The following is a 22,080-nucleotide window of genomic DNA, read 5'->3' as shown; positions in this document are numbered from 1 at the left end:
TTCCTCCTTTTCTTAACTGTGTATTATTCTTTCATAGTTTGAAGCAACAGCCTTCCAATCAATCACATTGAAAAATGCTTTAATATAGTCAGCTCTGAGATTCTTATATTTCAGATAGTAGGCATGTTCCCAAACATCAATGCCCAGAATAGGGACAAAACCTTTGCCTTCCATGAGGGGATTGTCCTGATTAGCACTGGCGGAAAGAACCAGTCTGCCATCCCGGTTTGCCGACAGCCAGCCCCAGCCGGACCCAAACTGGCCGGCAGCCAGACCGCTTAACTGATTCTGAAAGTCGGAAAAGCTGCCAAAAGCTTTTTCCAGGGCATCTTTGAGGGGGCCTGCAGGTTCTCCGCCGCCGTCAGCTCATGGTTGAAAAATACAGGTTATGATTGTAGAAGCCGCCACCATTGTTGCGGATGGCCTTTCTGAGAGCTTCATCGGAAATGCTGTCCAGAGAAGAGAGCAGGGAGGTGATTTCCTTATCTGAAACACCGGCTTTCTGAGCAGCGTCATTTAAGTTTTTGGTGTAAGCCGCATGATGCTTGAAATAATGGGTCTCCATTGTGAGCGCATCGATGTGGGGTTCTAAAGCGTTATATGCGTAAGATAATTGTATTTGATTAAACATAGTAGTTCTCCTTTCGTTTCTGATTTTATCTTGTAAAGGTTATTTTATAAGTTGGTTAGTTAAAACTAACTACCTTGTGGCTTAATTGTATAATATAAATATGAGTTTGTCAATCAATTTATTAAAATTTAATTGAGAAAAACTATTATAGTTATATTGACCAAAAAAATGTTTTAAAATTGAGATTAATATGAGATTAAAACCAAATCGAAAAAAAGTTAATTTAAATTTTTATATCATTGACACGATGATGTTGATAAATATTTTCAAATAATAGTAATTATATAAATGCTCATAAACGCCTTATTGCGATCGGTACTTCTTCCTTATATATAGGGAAGCAGGACAGGTCTTTTTCATGAACCAATTTTCTGCAAAGAACTGACAAAATAATACCTCATAACCCCAAAATGTATTTTTATCAACAAAAATGCCGGAGCGCGATTGTAATCACACTTCGGCATTTTGCACAGATCTTATTATGATACAGATCATTTTCTAAAAATCGGGTATTGATGTATCCGTAAATACAGAAACCAGATATCTTACTTACCGCCCTTTTTAAACCTGTCCAGGAATTTCTTCTTTTTTTGGCGCCGGAGGAACCGCTTTGCCGCGAAGGCTCTTGATTTCGGTTATGTAGATACCGCTTACCACAACCTTAGCTTCTGTTTTGACCGGAAGCACTTCGAATACCTTGGCGTCAGCGATCAGTGTCATAACCTTTGGGCCAACCTTTGCCTTTACAATGGGCAGCTTTGTGCGGCGCATATACCATGGGGTTTGTTCGTACACGATCTTAGGAAGCCCTGCATCCTTTAGCTTCATCTTCTTTTTATCGATTACCAGCATGGATACGGACTGTGCCGCAGCTTCCAATGCCTGCTGCTGTTCCACCTGACGCTTTTCCAGCTTTCTTCCAAGAAAATAAAGGATTGCCAGAGCCACGGCTGCGATGAAAAGAATCACTAATAATACGTTTAAAAATGTGCTCACCGGGAATACCTCCAATAGTTCATTTTGTAAAATTGGGCCTATCTGCAATAGTATAACACATTTTATTGGAAAATACAAGCAAAAAAATGCTTGACACGTTGACATTCCCATGATATTATGGAATGTGCACTATTGTGGATTTGTGTGCCTTGAAGGCACATTTATGCCCAAAAACAGAAACGATTAGAAAGAAAACAGGGGTGAAACGTCAATGGAGAAAAGCAGAATGCGTCCGGTCCCAGCCGGTAAGAGCCTGAGAATGAGCTTCTCAAGACAAAAAGAAGTGCTTGAGATGCCTAACCTGATTGAGATTCAAAAGAATTCCTATCAGTGGTTCCTTGATGAAGGATTAAAGGAAGTCTTTGAAGACATCTCTCCGATTGCAGACTTTGCAGGACACTTAAGTCTTGAGTTTGTCAACTTTACATTATGTAAAGATGATATCAAGTACACAATAGAAGAATGCAAGGAAAGAGATGCAACTTATGCGGCTCCTTTAAAGGTAAAGGTAAGGCTTTGCAATAAAGATAAAGATGAGATTAATGAACATGAGATCTTCATGGGCGATCTTCCGCTTATGACAGATACCGGTTCCTTTGTGATCAACGGTGCCGAGCGAGTTATTGTTAGCCAGTTGGTACGTTCCCCAGGTATATATTATGGCATTGAACATGACAAGGTAGGGAAGGAGCTTTATGCCTGCACGGTAATCCCCAACAGGGGTGCATGGCTGGAGTACGAAACAGATTCCAACGACATCTTCTACGTGCGTGTAGACAGAACCAGAAAGGTTCCTGTAACCGTGCTGATCCGTGCCCTGGGCTTTGGCACCAACGCGGAGATCATTGAATTGTTCGGTGAAGAACCAAAATTATTAGCCAGCTTTGGTAAGGATACTTCCGACAATTACCAGGATGGCTTATTGGAGTTATATAAGAAGATCCGCCCAGGTGAGCCTTTATCTGTTGATAGTGCTGAAAGTTTGTTAAATAGTATGTTTTTTTGACCCCAGAAGATACGATCTTGCTAAGGTCGGAAGATATAAGTTCAATAAAAAGCTTCATTTCAAAAACCGCATTACAGGCCATGTTCTTGCCGAGGATGTGGTTGACACCACAACCGGGGAAATTCTGGCAGAGGCTGGAACCACAGTAGACAAGCAGCTTGCAACCGATATTCAGAATGCGGCTGTTCCTTTTGTCTGGCTGGAAGGAGTGGAGCACAAGCAAAAAGTTCTTTCCAATTTAATGGTTGATCTGACTTCATTTGTGAATTTTGATCCCAAGGAAGCGGGTATTACAGAGTTAGTATTCTATCCTGCACTTGAAAAAAATTCTGGCAGAAGCTGGAAGCGAGGATGAAGAAACCCTTAAAAAAAGCCCTTCACAGAAATATCAATGAACTGATTCCAAAGCATATTACAAAGGAAGATATTCTGGCTTCCATCAATTACAACATGCACCTGGAAGAAGAAGTGGGTGCGGCCGATGATATCGACCATTTGGGAAATCGTAGAATCCGTGCCGTTGGCGAGCTTTTGCAGAACCAGTACCGCATCGGTCTTTCCAGAATGGAACGTGTGGTCAGGGAACGTATGACAACACAGGATATGGATGGCATCACGCCTCAGTCCTTGATCAATATCAAGCCTGTTACTGCAGCGGTAAAGGAATTCTTTGGAAGTTCCCAGCTGTCACAGTTCATGGATCAGAACAACCCGCTGGCAGAGCTGACCCATAAGAGACGTTTATCCGCATTGGGACCTGGCGGTCTTTCCAGAGACCGTGCCGGATTTGAGGTACGAGACGTTCACTATACCCATTATGGACGTATGTGCCCGATTGAGACACCGGAAGGTCCTAACATCGGTCTGATCAACTCCCTTGCAACTTATGCAAGAGTAAATCAGTACGGATTTGTAGAAGCTCCTTACCGGGTGGTAGATAAGACCAATGCCCAGAATCCGGTGGTCACTGATGAAGTTGTTTATCTGACCGCTGACGAAGAAGATAATTTCGTGGTTGCACAGGCAAATGAGCCCCTTGATGATGAAGGTCATTTCATCCATAAGAATATTTCCGGACGTTTCCGTGAAGAAACCTCCGAATTCCAGAGGAAGAACATTGACCTTATGGACGTTTCTCCGAAGATGGTATTTTCCGTTGCAACTGCCATGATTCCTTTCCTTGAAAACGACGATGCCAACCGTGCCCTCATGGGATCCAACATGCAGCGTCAGGCCGTGCCCCTGCTGACAACAGAGACTCCTGTGGTAGGAACCGGTATGGAATCCAAGGCAGCGGTAGACTCCGGTGTTTGTGTTGTTGCCAAAAACTCCGGCGTTGTGGAGCGTTCTGCTTCCAATGAAATCATCATTAAGAGAGACTCCGACGGCGGAAAAGATGTTTACCGTCTGACCAAATTTAAGAGAAGCAACCAGTCCAACTGTTATAACCAGAAGCCGATCGTATTTAAGAACAATCATGTGGAAAAGGGAGAAGTTATTGCAGACGGACCTTCCACTCAGAACGGTGAGATCGCTCTCGGTAAGAACCCGCTGATTGGATTCATGACCTGGGAAGGTTATAACTACGAGGATGCGGTCCTCTTAAGCGAAAAGCTGGTACAGGAGGATGTTTATACCTCTGTCCATATCGAGGAATATGAGGCGGAAGCCCGTGACACCAAGTTAGGACCGGAAGAGATCACAAGGGATGTTCCTGGTGTGGGTGAGGATGCCTTAAAGGATCTTGATGAGAGAGGAATTATAAGAATCGGTGCGGAAGTCCGTGCCGGTGATATTCTGGTTGGAAAGGTTACTCCTAAGGGAGAGACTGAGCTGACCGCAGAAGAACGGCTGTTACGTGCGATCTTCGGTGAGAAGGCAAGAGAAGTCCGTGATACTTCTTTAAAGGTTCCTCACGGTGCCTATGGTATTATCGTGGATGCAAAAGTATTTACAAGAGAAAACGGTGACGAGCTTTCTCCAGGTGTGAACCAGACTGTCCGCATTTACATTGCCCAGAAGAGAAAAATCTCTGTAGGTGATAAGATGGCCGGCCGTCACGGAAACAAGGGTGTTGTTTCCCGTGTGCTTCCTGTAGAAGATATGCCGTTCCTTCCTAATGGCCGTCCTCTTGATATCGTATTAAACCCTCTGGGCGTGCCGTCCCGTATGAACATCGGCAGGTACTTGAGATCCATTTAAGCCTTGCAGCAAGGGCTCTTGGATTTAACGTATCAACCCCGGTATTTGACGGTGCAAACGAAATCGACATTATGGATACCCTGGATGTAGCCAACGACTATGTTAACATGGAGTGGGAGGATTTCCAGGAAAAATATAAAGAAACCTTAAAGCCTGAAGTTATCGATTATCTGGGCGATCACCTGGAGCACAAGGAATTGTGGAAGGGCGTTCCCTTAAACCGTGACGGTAAGGTCCGCCTTCGCGACGGACGTACCGGCGAGTATTTTGACAGCCCGGTTACCATCGGCCACATGCATTATCTGAAGCTTCACCATCTGGTCGATGATAAGATCCATGCCCGTTCCACAGGACCATACTCTCTGGTTACCCAGCAGCCTCTCGGCGGTAAAGCCCAGTTCGGCGGCCAGCGTTTCGGAGAGATGGAGGTTTGGGCCCTGGAGGCTTATGGCGCTTCCTATACGCTGCAGGAAATCATGACCGTGAAATCCGATGACGTGGTAGGACGTGTGAAGACCTACGAGGCTATTATCAAGGGTGATAATATTCCTGAGCCGGGAATTCCGGAATCCTTTAAGGTATTGTTAAAAGAGCTTCAGTCTCTGGCACTGGATGTAAGAGTGCTGCGTGACGACAATACAGAGGTACAGATTGCGGAAAGCACCGAATATGAAGAAACTGATTTAAGGTCCATCATTGAAGGCGACAGACGTTACCGGGATGAAGAATCCTTTGGCAGCTACGGTTACCAGAAGCAGGAATTTAAGGATGCAGAACTGGTAGCTGTGGAAGAAGAGGAAGTAGAGGAAGTAGAAGATGTAGAAGATGTAGAAGCAGACGGTATCGACGATTCTTTTGAGGAGTTCGATGACGTAGAATTTGAAGATTCAGACGAAGAATAATAGAAGGGAGAACCGCTCATGCCTGAAAATAATGAAACTTACCACCCAATGACATTTGATGCCATAAAGATCGGTTTGGCATCTCCGGAGAAGATTCTGGAATGGTCCCATGGTGAGGTGAAAAAGCCTGAGACAATCAACTACAGGACCTTAAAGCCGGAAAAAGACGGTTTGTTCTGTGAACGGATCTTCGGACCCAGCAAGGACTGGGAATGCCATTGTGGTAAATATAAGAAAATCCGGTACAAAGGCGTTATCTGTGACCGATGCGGCGTTGAAGTAACCAAGGCCAGTGTCCGCAGAGAGCGCATGGGTCATATCCAGCTTGCGGCTCCTGTTTCTCATATCTGGTATTTTAAAGGGATCCCCAGCCGAATGGGCCTGATCCTGGATATATCTCCAAGAACCCTGGAAAAGGTGCTGTATTTCGCATCTTATGTGGTGCTTGATGCCGGTAATACAGGACTGCAGTATAAGCAGGTCTTATCGGAAAAGGAATACCGGGAAGAAATAGATAAATATGGCTACGGCGCTTTCCGCGTAGGAATGGGAGCAGAAGCCATTCTGGAGCTTTTACAGTCCATTGACCTTGAAAAGGACTCTGAGGAGTTAAAGAAAGGGTTAAAAGAAGCTACCGGACAGAAACGTGCGAGAATTATCAAGAGGCTGGAGGTTGTGGAGGCATTCCGCAATTCCGGCAACTTGCCAGAGTGGATGATCATGACTGTGGTTCCGGTAATTCCGCCGGATATCCGTCCTATGGTACAGCTTGACGGCGGCCGTTTTGCAACTTCTGACTTAAATGATTTATACAGAAGGATCATAAACCGTAACAACCGTCTTGCACGTCTCTTGGAGTTAGGCGCTCCGGACATCATTGTCCGCAACGAAAAGCGTATGCTTCAGGAAGCGGTTGATGCTCTCATTGACAACGGCAGAAGAGGAAGGCCGGTAACCGGACCAGGAAACCGTGCATTAAAGTCCCTTTCTGATATGTTAAAGGGAAAACAGGGCCGTTTCCGTCAGAACCTTTTAGGAAAGCGTGTGGACTATTCCGGCCGTTCCGTTATCGTAGTCGGACCGGAGCTTAAGATTTACCAGTGCGGTCTGCCAAAAGAAATGGCGATCGAGCTGTTTAAGCCTTTTGTTATGAAAGAGCTGGTTTCCAACGGAACCGCTCATAATATAAAGAATGCAAAAAAAGATGGTGGAACGTCTTCAGACAGAGGTTTGGGATGTGCTGGAAGATGTAATCAAGGAACATCCGGTTATGTTAAACCGTGCGCCTACCCTTCACAGACTTGGTATCCAGGCATTTGAGCCAATTCTGGTAGAAGGTAAAGCCATTAAGCTTCACCCTCTGGTTTGTACCGCGTTCAACGCCGACTTTGACGGTGACCAGATGGCGGTCCATCTGCCTCTTTCTGTAGAAGCCCAGGCAGAATGCCGTTTCCTTCTGTTATCACCTAACAACTTATTAAAGCCGTCAGACGGCGGCCCTGTGGCAGTTCCTTCTCAGGATATGGTTCTGGGAATTTACTACCTGACCCAGGAAAGACCGGGAGCCAAGGGCGAGGGAATGGTATTTAAGAGCGTGAATGAAGCGATTCTTGCTTATGAAAATCAGGCAGTTACCCTTCATTCCAGAATTAAGGCCAGAGTGAGCAAAAAAATGGCTGATGGAACCGTAAAAACCGGAGCAGTAGAATCAACGGTAGGCCGTTTCATTTTCAATGAGATCGTTCCTCAGGACCTTGGCTTTGTTGACCGGTCTGTTCCAGGCAACGAGCTTTTGATGGAAGTTGATTTCCACGTAGGAAAGAAGCAGTTAAAGCAGATCCTTGAAAAGGTCATTAATGTCCATGGCGCAGTTCAGACTGCAGAAACCCTGGATGACATTAAGGCTATCGGTTATAAGTACTCTACCAGAGCTGCTATGACCGTATCCATTTCCGACATGACAGTGCCGGAGAGCAAACCGAAGCTGATTGCGGATGCACAGGCAACGGTTGATCAGATTGCAAAGAACTTCCGCCGCGGACTTATTACGGAGGAAGAGCGTTATAAAGAAGTTATTGACACATGGAAAGTTACTGATGACCAGTTGACCCATGACCTGCTGACCGGGCTTGATAAGTACAACAACATCTACATGATGGCCGATTCCGGAGCCCGTGGTTCCGATAAGCAGATCAAACAGCTGGCAGGTATGCGTGGACTTATGGCCGATACGACTGGACACACCATTGAACTTCCTATCAAGTCCAACTTCCGTGAAGGTCTTGACGTACTGGAGTACTTTATCTCCGCCCACGGTGCACGTAAAGGACTTTCCGATACGGCTCTTCGTACCGCTGACTCCGGTTATTTGACCAGACGTCTGGTAGACGTTTCCCAGGATATGATTATCCGTGAGATCGACTGCTGCGAAGGCAAGGATTCACCGTTTATGGAAATCAAGGCATTTACAGATGGCCAGGAAACCATTGAGGGGCTGCAGGAGCGTCTCACAGGACGGTTCATTGCGGAAACCATTGTTGATCCGGATACCGGAGAAGTGATCGTAAAAGCGAACCACATGTGTACACCGAAGCGTGCGGCTGCGGTCATGAACGTGTTAGGGAAGCTTGGCCGTGATTCCGTGAAGATCCGTACCGTATTAACCTGTAAATCCCATCTGGGTGTTTGCGCAAAATGTTACGGTGCCAACATGGCCACCGGACAGCCGGTTCAGGTAGGCGAAGCCGTCGGTATCATCGCTGCCCAGTCCATCGGTGAGCCCGGTACCCAGCTGACCATGCGTACCTTCCATACCGGCGGTGTTGCCGGTGGCGATATCACACAGGGTCTTCCCCGTGTTGAGGAGCTTTTTGAGGCCCGTAAGCCAAAGGGTCTTGCAATCATTGCAGAGTTCGGCGGCGTAGTGGCCATTAAGGATACTAAGAAAAAAAACGTGAGATCATTGTGACGGAGAATGAAACAGGCAACTCCAAGACCTATCTGATCCCTTACGGATCCAGAATCAAGGTTCAGGATGGCCAGGTGCTGGAGGCCGGTGATGAGCTGACAGAAGGTAGTGTGAACCCACACGATATCTTAAAGATCAAGGGTGTTCGTGCTGTCCAGGATTATATGATCCAGGAAGTACAGCGTGTATACCGCTTACAGGGTGTTGAAATCAATGACAAGCACGTTGAGATGATCGTAAGACAGATGCTTAAAAAGATCAAAATCGAGGAAAGCGGAGACAGTGATGTGCTTCCGGGAACCTCTATGGATGTTCTGGATTACAATGATTTAAATGAATCACTTCTTGCTGAAGGAAAGAATCCGGCAGAAGGAAAGCAGGTTATGCTTGGTATTACAAAAGCATCTCTGGCTACAGATTCCTTCTTATCTGCCGCTTCCTTCCAGGAGACCACAAAGGTTCTGACCGAAGCTGCCATTAACGGCAAGGTCGACCACTTAATTGGTCTGAAGGAGAACGTAATCATCGGTAAGCCGATTCCGGCAGGTACTGGTATGAAGCGTTACCGCACCATTGGACTTAATACAGATTCTGCTTTCGAGGAAAAGGATGAGATCAAGCTGTCAGAGGAAGAGGATGAGATCAAGCTGACAGAAGATGAATTTAATGAGGCGGAAGAGGTTCTGGATATTGACGAGAATGAGATGGTATAATAAAGCAATGAGGTAGCCCATAAATTGCAAAGCCCGGAGATGGATCTTTCTTGGAAATCCCATCTTTGGGCTTTAGCCATTGATCGCCTTTACTTTTATGACGTTATGCTTTTTAATAGGTTATCAGCACATATAAAAAAAATCCTTGACAGAAAAAACACAAAATGTATATAATAATTAGGCGTGCATTAACGCGTCATGTTTTTGTGCGTAAATTAAGCTGAAGATAACAGCAACCACAGACAATATCACAGGAGGTGAATGGAATGCCAACATTTAACCAGTTAGTAAGAAAGGGTAGACAGACAAGCGCAAGGAAATCTCAGGCACCAGCTCTGCAGAAGGGTTACAACTCTTTACAGAAGAAAGCAACTGATATTTCTGCTCCACAGAAGAGGGGCGTTTGCACGGCAGTTAAGACTGCTACACCTAAAAAACCTAACTCAGCTCTTAGAAAGATCGCCAGAGTACGTCTTTCTAACGGTATCGAAGTAACAAGTTACATCCCAGGTGAGGGTCATAACCTTCAGGAGCATAGCGTTGTTTTAATCCGTGGCGGTAGAGTAAAAGACTTACCAGGTACCAGATACCATATCGTCAGAGGTACACTGGATACCGCAGGAGTAGCTAACAGAAGACAGGCTCGTTCCAAGTATGGTGCAAAGAGACCTAAAGAGAAAAAAATAATTAGAACCACACATTTAAATTTCTAGTGCCGGACTTTAGATATTGAACCTGTAGGTTGCAGGATTATATAGATAGAAACCGAGCGCGAACGCAACTTGAATGTTTGTGAGTACCTAGGATCTAATGAATAGCCGATTAGCCGGTAAAGGCTGAACGGCCATATTAAGGAGGGAAGTAACGTGCCACGTAAAGGACATACTCAAAAAAGAGACGTATTAGTAGATCCGCTTTACAATAATAAGATTGTTACAAAGCTGATCAACAACATCATGTATGATGGTAAAAAAAGGTGTTGCTCAGAAGATCGTATACGGTGCATTTGCCCGTGTGGAAGAAAAGACCGGCAAACCAGCCGTTGAAGTATTCGAAGAAGCGATGAACAACATTATGCCTGTACTTGAAGTAAAGGCAAAACGTATCGGCGGAGCTACCTATCAGGTGCCGATCGAAGTAAGACCAGAGAGAAGACAAACATTAGCCTTAAGATGGATTACTCTGTACTCTCGTAAGAGAGGCGAAAAGACTCAGGAAGAAAGACTTGCTAACGAGCTGATGGATGCTGCCAACAACACAGGTGCTGCTGTAAAGAAGAAAGAAGATATGCACAAGATGGCTGAGGCAAACAAGGCATTCTCTCATTATAGATTCTAAGAGGAGGAAAAAGCTTTGGCTGGAAGAGAATATCCATTAGAAAGAACCAGAAATATTGGTATCATGGCCCACATCGATGCTGGTAAAACCACATTGACCGAGCGTATCCTCTATTATACTGGTGTAAACTACAAAATTGGCGATACTCATGAAGGTACTGCCACCATGGACTGGATGGAGCAGGAACAGGAAAGAGGTATTACAATTACTTCAGCTGCAACAACCTGCCACTGGACCATGCATGAAAACTGCCAGGTGAAACCGGGTGCTCCTGAGTATCGTATTAACATTATTGATACTCCAGGACACGTTGACTTTACAGTAGAGGTTGAGCGTTCCTTACGTGTACTGGATGGCGCTGTAGGCGTATTCTGTGCAAAGGGCGGTGTTGAACCACAGTCCGAGAACGTATGGCGTCAGGCTGATACCTATAACGTACCCCGTATGGCATTCATCAACAAGATGGATATCATGGGTGCAAATTTCTACGGTGCTGTTGAACAGATCAAAACCCGTCTGGGCAAGAATGCAATCTGCATTCAGCTGCCTATCGGTGCGGAAGATGAATTCAAAGGAATTGTCGATCTGTTTGAAATGAAGGCTTATATCTTCAACGGCGACAAGGGCGATGACGTTTCCATCATTGATATCCCAGAGGATATGCAGGATGACGCAGAGCTTTACCGTGGTGAATTAATTGAGAAAATCTGCGAGTTAGATGATGACTTAATGATGATGTACCTGGAAGGGGAAGAGCCTTCCGTAGAAGAATTAAAGAAAGCATTAAGAGCTGCAACCTGTAATTGTACAGCTATTCCTGTATGCTGCGGAAGCGCATACAGAAACAAGGGTGTTCAGAAGCTCCTTGATGCAGTTCTTGAATATATGCCTGCTCCTACTGACATTCCTTCTATTAAGGGCGTTGACATGGATGGCAATGAAATTGAGCGTCATTCTTCTGATGAAGAGCCATTTTCAGCTCTGGCATTTAAGATCATGACAGACCCGTTCGTTGGAAAGCTGGCATTCTTCCGCGTATATTCCGGTGTTATGAATTCCGGTTCCTACGTGCTGAATGCAACCAAGGGCAAGAAAGAGCGTGTTGGACGTATCCTTCAGATGCATGCCAACAAGAGATCTGAGCTGGACAAGGTTTATTCCGGTGATATTGCTGCTGCCGTTGGTTTTAAGGTAACAACAACAGGTGACACGATCTGTGACGATCAGCATCCGGTTATCCTGGAATCCATGGAATTCCCAGAGCCGGTTATCGATATTGCTATCGAGCCAAAGACCAAAGCTGGTCAGGGCAAGATGGGCGAGGCTTTGGCCAAGCTTGCAGAAGAAGATCCTACCTTCCGTGCAAAGACCAACCAGGAAACTGGCCAGGTTATCATTTCCGGTATGGGAGAGCTTCATCTGGAGATCATCGTAGACCGTCTGCTTCGTGAGTTCAACGTAGAAGCCAATGTAGGTGCTCCTCAGGTTGCTTATAAGGAGACATTTACAAAATCTGTTGAAGTTGACAGCAAGTATGCGAAACAGTCTGGTGGACGTGGTCAGTACGGACACTGTAAGGTTCGCTTTGAGCCGATGGATCCTAACGGCGAAGAGACCTTTAAGTTCGAGTCTTCCGTTGTCGGTGGTGCGATTCCGAAGGAATACATTCCGGCAGTCGGCCAAGGTATCGAGGAAGCTACTAAGTCCGGTATTCTGGGCGGATTCCCGGTACTGGGTGTTAAGGCCAACGTATATGACGGTTCCTACCATGAGGTAGACTCCAGTGAAATGGCATTCCACATCGCCGGTTCCATGGCGTTTAAGGATGCTATGAACAAGGGCGGCGCTATCCTTCTTGAGCCGATCATGAAGGTGGAAGTAACCATGCCTGAGGATTATATGGGCGATGTTATCGGTGATATCAACTCCCGTCGTGGCCGTATCGAAGGTATGGAAGACATCGGCGGCGGAAAGATGGTTAAAGCATATGTTCCGTTAGCAGAGATGTTCGGTTATTCCACAGATTTACGTTCCAGAACACAGGGACGCGGTAACTACTCCATGTTCTTTGAGAAATATGAGCAGGTACCGAAGAGTGTACAGGAAAAAGTTCTTGCAGATAAAAAGGGCAAATAATTCCTAACTGGTTCCACTGGGTTCCAGGCGGCTATGACTGTCTGGAATCCATCAAATAGGCTTGAAAATAGTGCACAAATAGCATATAATAAAAAAACAGCCTAACATAAAAATGAAAGCTCAAAAAGAGCATAAATTAAGGAGGACGTTATAAAATGGCTAAAGCTAAGTTTGAAAGAAACAAAACCCATTGTAACATCGGTACCATTGGTCACGTTGACCACGGTAAAACTACTTTAACAGCTGCTATCACAAAGACTCTTCATGAAAGATTAGGTACTGGACAGGCAGTAGCTTTCGAGAATATCGATAAGGCTCCAGAAGAGAGAGAGCGTGGTATCACAATTTCTACTTCTCACGTTGAGTATGAGACAGAGAAGAGACACTATGCACACGTTGACTGCCCAGGACATGCTGACTACGTTAAGAACATGATCACTGGTGCTGCTCAGATGGACGGCGCTATCTTAGTTGTAGCTTCTACTGATGGTGTTATGGCTCAGACAAGAGAGCACATCCTGCTTTCCCGTCAGGTAGGCGTTCCTTACATCGTTGTATTCATGAACAAGTGCGATATGGTTGACGATGCAGAATTACTTGAATTAGTAGACATGGAAATCCGTGAACTGTTAAACGAGTATGAATTCCCAGGCGATGATACACCAATTATCCAGGGTTCTGCTTTAAAGGCTCTTGAAGATCCTGCCAGCTCTTGGGGCGACAAGATTCTTGAATTAATGGCTGCAGTAGACGAGTGGATCCCAGATCCTGTACGTGAAACAGACAAGCCATTCTTAATGCCAGTTGAGGACGTTTTCTCCATCACAGGCCGTGGTACCGTTGCTACCGGTAGAGTAGAGCGTGGTACATTACACGTATCTGATGAAGTTGAAATCGTTGGTATTCACGAAGAGACACGTAAGGTTGTTGTAACCGGTATCGAAATGTTCCGTAAGCTGCTTGACGAAGCTCAGGCTGGTGATAACATTGGTGCATTACTTCGTGGTGTTCAGAGAACTGAAATCGAAAGAGGACAGTGTCTGGTTAAACCAGGTTCTGTAAAGTGCCACAAGAAGTTTACCGCTCAGGTTTACGTTTTAACAAAAGATGAAGGTGGACGTCATACTCCTTTCTTCAACAACTATAGACCTCAGTTCTATTTCAGAACAACTGACGTTACCGGCGTTTGCGATTTACCAGCTGGCACAGAGATGTGTATGCCTGGCGATAACGTAGAAATGTCTGTAGAGCTGATTCATCCGGTAGCTATGGAGCAGGGTCTTCGTTTCGCTATCCGTGAAGGCGGCCGTACAGTAGGTTCAGGTAGAGTTGTTACTATCGTTGAATAATTAAATTTAAAAGCCGAGCCCTTTGTTTATAAGGGTTTCGGCTTTTTTGTCTTGTGGTACTAAAATGGTACTATTTTAACCAAATTAAGTAAGCCCTCTGTTTCAAATGTGAAAATAATTAAGTGGTGAGCGGGGACTTGCTTGTGTCAGGTGGAGTATCATCATCTTGATGCTTCGCGACAAGATGCAAGAGCTCCGCCTGACAAGCAGCGACAGCTACTGTTCGGTTATACTCGGTAGAGCGGCGCACGCTGCGAGCAAGTAGCGAAGCGGGTTGCGAATATCCGCTTGACTGAATTGAACTTTTGGACTCCTATATTTTGATACTAAGCTCTCTATAGGCTGACATGGCTGTGCTAAAGTTGTGAATACGAGTTTGTATTATGCAGCTGGGGCTGTTCTTTATATTTGACAGATGCATATTTTATGCGTATAATATACTTAACAAGAGAGCCGGAAGCTGGGTGAAGTCCAGCCGCTGGCAAAATAATTTACTGTTTAAAGTAGCGCCTTATCTTACCAGGACGAGGGCGCTACTTTTTGTGTCTAACAAGAGTGATAATTGCACAAAGCATAATTACAAACGTAAATAAATCAGAGTATGTAATCATAACACCAGCCCCTTTCAAAGTGTCCAGTGGCTGGTATCGCCCCTCCGGTTCCCCGATTAAATATATTATAAAGGTACTAATTCGATAGAAAAACGGTTTTCTTCTTTCAGTATGAAAGATTATTTTTTAAAATTCTTAGTGTATTTCTTTAATCTTATTCAATTAAAATAAAAGAGGGGGATCAATACTTTCATCTAAAAGTATCAACTGTTCCTGGCCTATAGGTAGTTCACAGTCTATATAATAAATCCACAGATAATCTTCGGTATACCTCCCCCACGTATATAATCCACATGATATAATTCTTCCTCTATGGCAGAGAAGAAGAGCTGGAAAGTTATACGGAACCAGAGGTGCAGTTTAAAATACTCAAACCAATATTAGAAATTAGGGAAAATAGCGTCAGTTCGGCTGCAGTCCTCCCTGACGCTGTTTCTACCTACGTCTACTGAAAATAATTAAGTAAGCGCATGCTGCAAAGCATACAAAACAAAAAAATCTTTGGGTGAATGACAACAAGGGTGTACATATATTGCATAGTGTCTCTCCCATAAGTGCTCAGCAACGTAAGCATTAAAACTGTGATTCTCTCTGAATTTTTTCTCATACCACTTTCTCCTAAGTTTTTTTCTTGGGCAGGTTACCATATTCGTACGAAACCTACCCAAGCGCCAGAGATAGTGATATAAATTCAGAGATGGAAAAGGGTATGAGATAGCATTCAGAGTAGCTATAACATAATTGGTTTAAAAATATGTAGCCATGAATTCTGGCAATTAGTGTTCATTCCTGAGCTTCCCTTCTTTCCGTAACGTACACCCAATCATATTATACAATATTTTCCATCAAAAGCGAGAGTTAAATAATAATTAGGTATTAATTTGATCAGCATAAGGTCCTAAGAAAAGGTATTATTTTTGTTAAATAATTAATATTGGGAGCCAAGCCCTTTGTTTACAAAGAGATTTGGTTCTTCCTTGCACTTAATATCGTACTTTTATTCAATTTAAGATGTAATCATGTAAAAATTTAGACACATTACGCATAAAACCACTCAAATTTTGTTGTACTTTTTACTAAAATATCAACCATAAAAATGTTACTTATGTACAAATCGTATTATTTTTAATAAAAAAAGGACATAAGTCCTTTAGATAGTGAAAAGTAATTGCTATAATGTGAATATTTCAGGGGTATCAGAGATATAAGTCCTTTTATGATGGATAAGACTTGAAATGAAAGAGGTAGGATGCATGAATAAAATTTTAGACATTGTTACATCAAAAAAACCTGACTTATGAGCAAAAGGTTGTGGCCCTGGCCCATGCGGCGGAAAATAGTCTGGAGGTGCTTTCCATACCGGAAAAGACCCGTCATTATATGGACACAGGCGCGATTTGTGATCTGGATGAAGGGCATGCCCCTTACCGTCCAAGATACGTAATGCCGGACTACGAAAAAGCAGTAAAAAAACGGCTGTGAGTTTTTACAACTGGATCCACCTAAGGACCTGGACGAAGTATTGCAGTTTCTGATGATTCTGTACCGCCATGTCCCCTCTATCACCAGTTATCCCGTTTATCTAGGTAATATTGATAAACTGATCGAACCGTTTCTTGAAGGGGTGACAGATGAAGAAGCGGAAAAAAAGCTGAAGCTGTTCCTTATTTATTTAGACCGGACCATAACCGATGGCTTCTGCCATGCCAATTTGGGACCGGAAGAGACGAGAGCGGGCCGCCTGATTTTAAAGCTTGAAAAGGAGCTTCAAAATGCAGTTCCCAATTTAACGCTGAAATATGACAGGGACATGACACCGGATTCTTATGCAGAGCTTGCTCTTTATACCTCCCTGTACTGTGCGAACCCGGCTATCTGCAATCACAAGATGCATAAAGACACCTACGGCGATTACGGAATATCAAGCTGCTATAATATTCTTCCAATTGGCGGAGGTTCCTACACATTGACGAGAATCGTCCTTCCCAGGCTGGCGGCGGAAGCAAAGAACAGGGAAGAGTTTCTGACAGAGCGATTGCCTGATTGTCTTTCCTGCATGGGAGACTACATGAATGAAAGAATCCGTTTCCTAGTAGAAGAATCCAATTTCTTTGAGACCTCTTTCCTTTCCAGGGAAGGCTTCATCTCCAGGGATAACTTCCTTGCCATGTTTGGAGTCGTAGGACTGGCGGAATGCACCAACATGCTGATGGATGATCCGGAAAAAAACATATGGTCACAATGAAGAAGCAGATGACCTGGCAGAGCAGATCATGCAGGTGATTGCAGATTATGCAGGTAATACAAAAGCCTTATATTCAGAGGTCTTTGACAATCATTTTGCACTACATGCCCAGGTCGGCATTGATTCGGACCATGGCATTACCTCTGGCGTACGGATCCCGGTAGGAATGGAGCCGGAGCTGATGTTTGACCACCTTCGTCACAGCGCCAGATTCCACAGGTTTTTCCCAACTGGCTGTGCGGATATTTTCTCTTTTGATCCCACGGGAAGAAACAACCCGGCTGCCATGCTGGATATTGTAAAGGGAGCATTTTCTCTGGGAGACAAATATATAAGCTTCTATGCCTCAGACAGCGATCTGGTCCGGATAACGGGATATCTGGTCAAACGGAGCGAGATGGAAAAATATTATGAAGCGAAGCCGTACTCCAGAATACAGTACATTTAGGCGGTGACAATTACCGCAACGCCCATCTTGAGAACCGGAAGGTAAGGGGGCTGCAGTGAGAGCCGCGATCAACAAAATGATCCCCTTAAGCGTAGTGGACGGGCCGGGATGCCGGACTGCGGTGTTTGTCCAGGGCTGCAATATCGCCTGCGCTTACTGCCATAACCCGGAGACACAGAGATTGTGCAATGGCTGCGGCATTTGTGTCAGCCAGTGTCCGGCAGGCGCATTGTCCCTTTCAGGCAATCAAGTGATATGGGATGAGGCGGTCTGTACCCAGTGTGATCATTGCATTCAGGTCTGTCCCAATCAGTCATCTCCCAAGGTGAAGTGGGTGGAGGCGCCTGATGTCTGGGAGCAGATTTCAAAAAAACATACCTTTTATACAGGGGATCACCGTATCCGGCGGTGAATGCAGTCTTTATCCGGAATTTCTTACAGAGTTGTTTACGCTTGCAGGGGAAGCCGGGCTATCCTGTTTTCTGGACAGCAACGGCTGCGTGGATTTCACAAAGTATCCAGGTCTCATGGCGGTAACAGATAAAGTCATGCTGGATGTAAAAGCCTGGGACTCCCATGTGTTTCACCGGCTGACAGGCAGAGATAATTGTATCGTTAAAAAAAATCTGAAATATCTGGCACAGGCAGGAAAATTATATGAGGTAAGACTAGTATGTCTGGATGGAGAATCTTCTTCCGGTCTGGCAGAAGAAAAAAGATGTGGATATGGAGGAGGTCATTAAGGGCGTGGCCACCGAAGTGACCCCTTACCTGGAGAATTTCAGGCTAAAGCTCATTACATTCCGCAATTATGGAGTAAGAGGAAAAATGGAAAAGAGAAAAAGCCCTTCGCCGGAACAAATGGAGAAGTTAAAGGAACTGGCGGTTCAATGTGGGTTTAAAGAAATACAAATTGTATAGAATGAAAAATGGAGGAATCAGGTTATGATGAGAAAAGGTATTGTATTTGGTTTAACAGCGGCTATGGTGCTGTCACTTACGGCTTGCGGAGGCGCAAAAACAGAGACCACAAAGGTCCAGGAGGAAACTTCCGGAGGAAAGAGCAGCTTTTCCGTTGCAATGATTACGGACACAGGCGGAATCAATGACCAGTCCTTTAACCAGTCTGCATGGGAAGGGCTTACCGAGTTAAAGAACAAGACAGGTGCAGAGGTCAACTACATTGAGTCAAAGCAGGCATCAGATTTCGTAACGAATTTAGAGAGGCTGGGAGACAGCGGCGCCGATTTGTTATGGGGCGTAGCTACGCCTGTGCCGATGCAGTGCTGGAGGCAGCCGGCAGCAATCCTGATATCCAATATGCGATCATTGACAACGCTTATGAGGATACCCCTTCCAATGTGACTGGAGTTATGTTCCGTGCCCAGGAACCCTCCTTCCTGGTTGGATATGTGGCAGGACGGACTACACAGACTGGAAAAGTAGGTTTTGTAGGCGGAATTTCCTCAGGCCTGATCGACCAGTTCCAGTACGGTTATGAAGCCGGCGTAAAGTATGCGGCAAAAGAGCTTGGCAAGGATATTGATATTTCCGTGCAGTATGCAGAAAGCTTTAGTGATGCGGCTAAGGGAAAGGCCATTGCTGCAAGAATGTATTCTGATGGCTGTGATGTTATCTACCATGCTGCAGGCGGCACAGGAACCGGCGTTATTGAGGCGGCCAAGGAAGCGGACAAGTGGGTAATCGGCGTAGACCGTGATCAGGCATATCTGGCACCGGAAAATGTGTTGACATCAGCTCTTAAATTAGTTGGAAAAGCAGTACAGGAAGTATCTGAAAAAGCGTTGAACGGCCAGGAAATCGGCGGTCAGACCCTAACCTTTGGCTTACAGGAAGACTGTGTGGGAATTCCTGAGGAGCATGGCAACATGCCGGAAGGGGTTTATGAGGATACCTTAAAGGTGAAGGATAAAATTAAGAGCGGAGAACTGACACCGCCGACCACGAAAGAGGAATATGAAGCGTTTATTGCTAAATAGAGGAGAAAAAATTTTACACCGCAGGAATCGAAAGAGCCTGCGGTGTAAAAACGAAACACCCTGCGGGTATACCTTTATGTCCAGAAAGCATGGACAATAATGAAAGGAGAAGTATTGACATGATCACGGGAAACAGCGATTATGCGGTCCAGATGCACGGAATTACAAAACGGTTCGGGGCATTTTACGCTTTGAAGGATATGAGCCTGGATGTTAAGAAGGGGAGCATTCATTCTCTTCTGGGTGAAAACGGTGCGGGGAAATCTACGCTGATGAATGTGCTGTACGGATTGTATCAGGCCGATGAGGGAGAAATCTTTATCAATGGGAAAAAAGTAGACATAAAAATCCCAATGTGGCCATAGCAAACGGCATCGGCATGGTTCATCAGCATTTTATGCTGGTGGAGGATTTCACGGTCACACAGAATATTATTTTAGGAAATGAAACGACTTCCCGTGCGGGTATTGTAGATATGAAAAAGGCCAGGAACCAGATCCTGGAAATCGTTGAAAAATACGGGCTGGAAGTAGATCCGGATGCCAGAATCTGCGATATTTCTGTGGGAATGCAGCAGAGGGTGGAAATATTAAAGGCGTTGTACCGGGGAGCGGAATTATTAATTCTTGATGAGCCGACTGCTGTTTTGACTCCTCAGGAGATTGAAGATCTTCTGTCCATCATGCACAACCTGGTAGATGACGGAAAGGCCATTATTATCATCACCCATAAACTAAAGGAAATCAAGGCATCTTCCGATACCTGTACCATCATCCGCCGCGGCGAATACATTGACACGGTCCCGGTAGAGAAGGTTTCCGGACAAGAGCTGGCTGCTCTGATGGTAGGCCATGAAGTAAAGCTGGTGGTGGATAAGACTCCGGCAAAGCCGGGCGAAACGGTATTGGAAATCAAAGACCTTGTCGTGAAAAATGAGAGAAAGCTTGAAGCGGTAAAAGGCTTAACTTAAGGGTCCGCAAGGGAGAAATCGTGGGGATCGCCGGAATTGACGGAAACGGGCAGAAGGAGCTGGTGGAAGCCATCAGCAGCCTGGTTCCTGCAGAGAGGGGAAGCATTACGGTCTGCGGGAAACCGATCATCAACACAAACCCAAGGACAGTCATAGACAGCGGCGTCAGCATCATTCCTGAGGACCGTCAGAAAAGGGGTCTTGTCCTTGACTTCACTGTAAATGAGAATGCGGTATTGGAACGGTGCCGCAAAGAGCCATTTTCCAGAAAAGGGATCTTAAACAGAAAGAAAATGGAAGAGTTTACAAAAACCCTTATCGAGGCGTATGATGTCCGGCCGGATGACTGCGGTTCCAGACGGGTGGGGGAACTTTCAGGCGGAAATCAGCAGAAGGTTATTATCGGACGTGAAGTCGCCATGAATCCGGATATATTGATTGCAGTACAGCCCACAAGAGGACTTGACGTAGGAGCCATTGAGACCGTGCATAAGACCCTGATCCGTGAAAGGGATAAAGGAAAGGCGGTGCTTCTGATCTCTTTTGAATTGGACGAGGTTATGAATGTTTCTGATACCATAGCGGTGATTTACGACGGAAAGATTCAAGACACGTTTCAACAGGGAACCGTAGATGAAAATACGATCGGTCTGTTAATGGCAGGAGGAAAGAATCATGGATAAAGCTATAAAGATATTAAAAAAACCATTAACAATGACTTTGATCGCTGTTTTCTTTGGATTTATCGTAGCGGGGATCATACTCGCGGCGGCGGGATATCCGCCGGTTCATTCACTTGCCGTTTTATTTGACGGAGTCTTTTCCAGTCCGAAACACATTTCCAATGTAATTATCAAAAGTACGCCTATTATTCTCACGGGAATCGGCGTTGCATTTGCGTTTAAGACCGGACTTTTCAACATCGGAGCAGAAGGCCAGTTTATTATGGGGTGCGTGGCATCTACCGTGGTCGGCATTCTGTTTGATTTTCCTCCGGTGATCCAGGTTCCTCTCGTTGTCCTTGCAGGTGTGGCTGCCGGGGCAGTGTATGGAGGAGTTGCAGGTTTCTTAAAGGCGAAGTTCGGAATCCATGAGGTTCTTACCAGCATCATGCTGAACTGGATCGCACTTTATTTTTCCAATTATATATGCACCTTAAACCGGTTCCATAAGCCGGATACCATTGGAACTTATCCGATCAACCGTTCCGGCTATACGATGATTCTGGGAAATTACAAGACAACAGAGGCAGGAAAGGCAGCTCTTGCACAGAATGAATTTCTGCGCAGCACCATTCTGAAAACAGATGTAAACGTGGGAATTATTATTGCAGTCATTCTGGCTGTGTTTATCTGGTTCCTTCTATATAAAACGGCTAAGGGATTTGAACTGAGAGCGGTAGGATTCAACAAGAGCGCAGCGGAATTTTCTGGAATTTATGTAAATAGAAACATCCTGCACTCCATGCTTATTTCCGGAGCGATCTGCGGGCTGGCTGCATCTCTTTATATTACCGGAAATTCTCCTCACGGGATTGCCACATTGGCAGCCTTTGAAAACACGGG

13 protein-coding genes and 5 pseudogenes are annotated in these 22,080 nt (G+C 45.1%); 15 read left to right on the top strand and 3 right to left on the bottom strand.

The window, feature by feature from the left end; translation table 11 throughout:
* Window positions 1-12 precede the first annotated feature (12 nt).
* The 3 genes from JCM10519_RS33330 to JCM10519_RS23280 all read right to left on the bottom strand — a co-directional run bounded on the left by JCM10519_RS33330 (window position 13) and on the right by JCM10519_RS23280 (window position 1,627).
* The gene (locus tag JCM10519_RS33330) at window positions 13-324 is read right to left on the bottom strand and encodes a Fe-Mn family superoxide dismutase (RefSeq protein WP_347845277.1); all 312 of its coding nucleotides are present in this window, start codon (window positions 322-324) and stop codon (window positions 13-15) included.
* A gap of 37 nt (window positions 325-361) precedes the next feature.
* Complete coding sequence (locus tag JCM10519_RS33325; protein ID WP_347845256.1) at window positions 362-631, bottom strand: hypothetical protein; 270 nt, start codon at window positions 629-631, stop codon at window positions 362-364.
* Window positions 632-1,192: 561 nt separating this feature from the next.
* Window positions 1,193-1,627, bottom strand: a complete 435-nt coding sequence (locus JCM10519_RS23280) for a hypothetical protein (protein ID WP_347845255.1) — start codon at window positions 1,625-1,627, stop codon at window positions 1,193-1,195.
* A gap of 226 nt (window positions 1,628-1,853) precedes the next feature.
* Between JCM10519_RS23280 and JCM10519_RS23275 the strand changes: the two are divergent.
* From JCM10519_RS23275 to JCM10519_RS23225, 15 genes and pseudogenes are all read left to right on the top strand, one after another.
* A pseudogene (locus tag JCM10519_RS23275) lies at window positions 1,854-5,737 on the top strand (DNA-directed RNA polymerase subunit beta).
* Window positions 5,738-5,755: 18 nt separating this feature from the next.
* Window positions 5,756-9,418: pseudogene (gene rpoC, locus JCM10519_RS23270) on the top strand (DNA-directed RNA polymerase subunit beta').
* Between the two features lie 266 nt (window positions 9,419-9,684).
* The gene (rpsL, locus tag JCM10519_RS23265) at window positions 9,685-10,131 is read left to right on the top strand and encodes a 30S ribosomal protein S12 (protein WP_054742209.1); all 447 of its coding nucleotides are present in this window, start codon (window positions 9,685-9,687) and stop codon (window positions 10,129-10,131) included.
* A 153-nt stretch (window positions 10,132-10,284) separates the two neighbouring features.
* Window positions 10,285-10,756 (top strand): annotated as a pseudogene (rpsG, locus tag JCM10519_RS23260) (30S ribosomal protein S7).
* Window positions 10,757-10,771: 15 nt separating this feature from the next.
* Window positions 10,772-12,892: an elongation factor G gene (fusA, locus tag JCM10519_RS23255; RefSeq protein ID WP_054742205.1), complete on the top strand. Its 2,121-nt coding sequence runs from the start codon at window positions 10,772-10,774 to the stop codon at window positions 12,890-12,892.
* A gap of 155 nt (window positions 12,893-13,047) precedes the next feature.
* Entirely contained in the window at window positions 13,048-14,241 is a 1,194-nt protein-coding gene (gene tuf / locus JCM10519_RS23250) for an elongation factor Tu (RefSeq protein ID WP_054742203.1), read from the top strand.
* A gap of 1,922 nt (window positions 14,242-16,163) precedes the next feature.
* A complete protein-coding gene (locus JCM10519_RS33320; protein ID WP_347845254.1) occupies window positions 16,164-16,334 on the top strand; it encodes a glycyl radical enzyme domain-containing protein in 171 nt (56 codons plus the stop codon).
* 40 nt (window positions 16,335-16,374) lie between these two features.
* Window positions 16,375-17,545 (top strand): annotated as a pseudogene (locus JCM10519_RS23245) (glycyl radical enzyme domain-containing protein).
* Window positions 17,546-17,600: 55 nt separating this feature from the next.
* On the top strand, window positions 17,601-17,957 hold the full coding sequence (locus tag JCM10519_RS33315; protein WP_347845253.1) for a 4Fe-4S binding protein: 357 nt from the start codon (window positions 17,601-17,603) through the stop codon (window positions 17,955-17,957).
* Complete coding sequence (locus JCM10519_RS33310; protein WP_347845252.1) at window positions 17,893-18,288, top strand: hypothetical protein; 396 nt, start codon at window positions 17,893-17,895, stop codon at window positions 18,286-18,288. The genes JCM10519_RS33315 and JCM10519_RS33310 overlap by 65 nt, the downstream gene beginning before the upstream one ends.
* Complete coding sequence (locus tag JCM10519_RS33305) at window positions 18,266-18,466, top strand: hypothetical protein (protein WP_347845251.1); 201 nt, start codon at window positions 18,266-18,268, stop codon at window positions 18,464-18,466. Before JCM10519_RS33310 ends, JCM10519_RS33305 begins: the two co-directional genes overlap by 23 nt.
* Window positions 18,467-18,490: 24 nt before the next feature.
* Entirely contained in the window at window positions 18,491-18,910 is a 420-nt protein-coding gene (locus tag JCM10519_RS33300) for a BMP family ABC transporter substrate-binding protein (RefSeq protein ID WP_347845250.1), read from the top strand.
* Window positions 18,799-19,545, top strand: a complete 747-nt coding sequence (locus JCM10519_RS23235) for a BMP family ABC transporter substrate-binding protein (RefSeq protein WP_347845249.1) — start codon at window positions 18,799-18,801, stop codon at window positions 19,543-19,545. The genes JCM10519_RS33300 and JCM10519_RS23235 overlap by 112 nt, the downstream gene beginning before the upstream one ends.
* Before the next feature lie 119 nt (window positions 19,546-19,664).
* Window positions 19,665-21,198 (top strand): annotated as a pseudogene (locus JCM10519_RS23230) (ABC transporter ATP-binding protein).
* On the top strand, window positions 21,191-22,080 hold an 890-nt coding region (locus JCM10519_RS23225), incomplete at its 3' end, for an ABC transporter permease (protein WP_054742201.1). The pseudogene JCM10519_RS23230 and the gene JCM10519_RS23225, both read left to right, overlap by 8 nt.

Source organism: Clostridium sp. NkU-1 (genome assembly GCA_001312405.1).
The sequence above is the reverse complement of the archived record's forward strand: the minus strand, read 5'-3'. Positions and strand labels throughout refer to the sequence as shown.